General features: G+C 72.1%; 5 protein-coding genes. 3 read left to right on the top strand and 2 right to left on the bottom strand.

Going from position 1 to position 2,537, the window contains the following annotated elements; translation table 11 throughout:
• On the top strand, positions 1-563 hold a 563-nt coding region (locus G6019_RS15435), incomplete at its 5' end, for a hypothetical protein (RefSeq protein WP_182627972.1).
• Between the two features lie 14 nt (positions 564-577).
• On the opposite strand, the gene thpR is transcribed toward G6019_RS15435, so the two are convergent.
• Entirely contained in the window at positions 578-1,192 is a 615-nt protein-coding gene (gene thpR, locus G6019_RS15430) for an RNA 2',3'-cyclic phosphodiesterase (protein WP_107755333.1), read from the bottom strand.
• A gap of 298 nt (positions 1,193-1,490) precedes the next feature.
• Here thpR and G6019_RS15425 point away from each other — a divergent pair, with 298 nt between their 5' ends.
• Both G6019_RS15425 and G6019_RS15420 read left to right on the top strand, forming a co-directional pair.
• Complete coding sequence (locus G6019_RS15425) at positions 1,491-1,976, top strand: fluoride efflux transporter FluC (protein ID WP_182612987.1); 486 nt, start codon at positions 1,491-1,493, stop codon at positions 1,974-1,976.
• Positions 1,973-2,344 carry a fluoride efflux transporter FluC gene (locus tag G6019_RS15420; protein ID WP_107755331.1) on the top strand — a complete coding sequence of 124 codons (372 nt, stop codon included), beginning with the start codon at positions 1,973-1,975 and terminating at the stop codon, positions 2,342-2,344. Before G6019_RS15425 ends, G6019_RS15420 begins: the two co-directional genes overlap by 4 nt.
• 24 nt (positions 2,345-2,368) lie before the next feature.
• Here G6019_RS15420 and G6019_RS17790 read toward each other — a convergent pair whose 3' ends face one another.
• A complete protein-coding gene (locus G6019_RS17790; protein WP_206681836.1) occupies positions 2,369-2,530 on the bottom strand; it encodes a hypothetical protein in 162 nt (53 codons plus the stop codon).
• Between the last annotated feature and the right edge of the window lie 7 nt (positions 2,531-2,537).

Here is a 2,537-nt window from a genome sequence, read left to right as displayed (position 1 = left end):
CCGGCGCGGAGGACGACCGGGTCGACGCGGCGCCGACGGTCACCGCCACCGTGACCGCTCCCGTCGAGACGGCCGAACTGCCCGCCGGCCAACGGGACGGCGACAGACCCGGGGAGCCCACCGACCGGGGGGCGTTCGACCGGTCGGACTGCGGCACCGACGTCTCGGGGCAGGACATCCCCGGGGATGTCCTGGTCCGCGACGGTCAGACGTGTGTGCTGTCCGACCTGACCGTCACCGGCGACATCGACGTCCGGAGCGGCGGTCGGCTGGAGGCCCGCAACGTCCGGGTCACCGAGGACATCGAGGCCGAGGGGCACGCCTCCGTTCTGGTGTCCGGGGGCGAGGTGGCGGGGTCGATCGAGTTGGACAGGGGCGGCGAGGCGACGGTGGAGAACGTCCGGATCGGTGGCGATCTGGAATCGCAGGAGAACTCCGGCCCCCAGCGCTTCGACGGCAACTCCATCGGGGGCGACCTCGAGTGCGAGGGCAACGCCCCGGTCCCGACCGGCGGCGGCAACGAGGTCGGCGGTGAGCGGGAAGGGCAGTGTGCGGGGTTGTGACCCCGGGACCAGAGCTACCCGGAGGGTGACCACCACCGGGTGTCGGACTCCCCCAACGGCAGACGGTCCACCACCTCGTGCCGGGCCCGCCCCCCGGGCCCCTCACCGAGAAAGGAGTCGACCAGCGCGATCTCGGAGACCGTCCAGTCACTGCTGGTGAAGGTGTCGAGGACGCGGAGCCATGCCGTGGCATCGGAGCGACCGCGGAGCCGGGCGAGCGTGAGGTGAGGGTGGAACCGAGCCCCGTCGGGGACGCAGCCGGCGGCGTTGGCGGCCGACCGGGCCCCCGCGGCCAGGGCGTGCAACGGAGTCTCGCGCGACCCGGAATCAGTCGGGGCTGCCGCCAGGTGCTCGACGCCCGCCCACAGCACCTTCGCCCGGTCGACCGAGGGGAACGCCCCCGCCCCGGCGAGCCGGATCCGGAACGGCTCGTGCTTCCGGGCGACCGCGCCGAGCCTGTCGGAGAGGTCGTCGATCCGCCACTCGTCGACATCCGGGCAGAAGGTCAGGGTGAGGTGCCACTGCGCGGGATCGGTCCAGGCGAGTCCCGGGCGCGGTTCGAGGAACCGCTCGAGCTCCTGGCTCACCTCCTCCGGCGGCAGCACCGCGGCGAACATGCGATGACCCATCTGCTACCCGCTCCCCACTGCTCGTCGGACACTGCCCGAGGTACCCCACCACCGTGGCCCACCTCACGCTCCATCACAAGAACCGGTCCACGTGGAGCTTGTTATCGTGGCCATCACGGCGGTGGGGCCCGCCTTCAACCACGGCACGGATGTCGTCAACGGTCCCTGTTTCCTAGTCAATTCTGGTAGCCACCATGCGTGTCGACGGCGGCCACCCGACCGGACACCCCGACCGGGCCTCGTCCGAACCGGGCGCCCCGCGGCGTGCGGCGGCGTACAAGGTCAGGAGGCAGCGCCGATGAGCCGGCCACCGCATCTGCACCCCGGGTTGATCGCCCTCGTCGCGCTCGGCGGCGCCGCGGGCACCCTGGCCCGATGGGGCATGACCACGTCGATTCCACACCCGCACGAGTGGCCGATAGCGACGCTCGCCGAGAACCTCATCGGAGCGTTCCTCCTCGGGCTGCTTCTCGAAGCACTCGTCCGTGCCGGTGACGAGACCCGTCCCCGACGGATGATCCGCCTCGGCCTGGGCACCGGCGCCCTGGGTGGATTCACCACCTTCTCCACCTTCGCCCTCGAGATCGAGAGGCTGCTCACCTCCGGTCACGTCGGCCTGGCGGTCGGCTACTTCACGGTCTCGCTCGTCGGCGGATTCCTCACCTGCATGCTCGGGGTCATCCTGGCCAGCCGGCACCATCGGTGGCGCGAGCGTCGTCTCCCCCCCGATCCCGACCAGGGTGTCGTCTCCGACCCCACCGCGCCGGGAGGGGACCGCCCGTGACCATCGCCCTCATCGCCCTGTTCGGCGGGCTCGGCGCCGCGGCCAGATTCGTGGTGGACGGCCTCGTCAGAACCCGGTGGAACAGCGGTTTCCCGGTCGGAACCGTCGCCGTCAACATCACCGGCTCACTGCTCATGGGCGTGCTCACCGGGGCGGCGATCGCCGGGGCGATCGGTGGCGTCGGTCTGGAGGCGGCCACGATCGGCTTCTGCGCCGGGTACACCACGTTCTCGACCGCCATGGTGGAGACCGTCCGCCTGGTCCAGGGCGGGGCCTATCGCAGGGCCCTCGGCAACGTCCTGGGAACGGGGATCGCGGTGGTCGCGGCGGTGGCCGCCGGTCTCGCACTGGCCGCAGCCCTCTTCTGAGCACGCTCCACCCGGCGGGCGGCCTCACCCCGCGAGTCCGGCCTCCAGGGCGGCGTGAAGTCCGGCGCGGTCACCCGAGATCTCCAGAGCCGGGTCGTCGGCCCCGATCCGTCCCCACAGCAGGAGCGCGAGTGTCTCCGGCGGGCCCGTCACCGCGACCTCACCGGCCTCCTCCGCGCCGGTCAGGACCCAC

Origin of the sequence: Dietzia sp. DQ12-76 (genome assembly GCF_014145045.1) — a bacterium.
Lineage (GTDB): Bacteria > Actinomycetota > Actinomycetes > Mycobacteriales > Mycobacteriaceae > Dietzia.
The sequence above is the reverse complement of the archived record's forward strand: the minus strand, read 5'-3'. Positions and strand labels throughout refer to the sequence as shown.

Coding starts and splice junctions, on each gene's coding strand:
- thpR (WP_107755333.1), bottom strand. CDS start 1,192: ATGGGTCATCGCATGTTCGCCGCGGTGCTGCCGCCGGAGGAGGTGAGC.
- G6019_RS15425 (WP_182612987.1), top strand. CDS start 1,491: ATGAGCCGGCCACCGCATCTGCACCCCGGGTTGATCGCCCTCGTCGCG.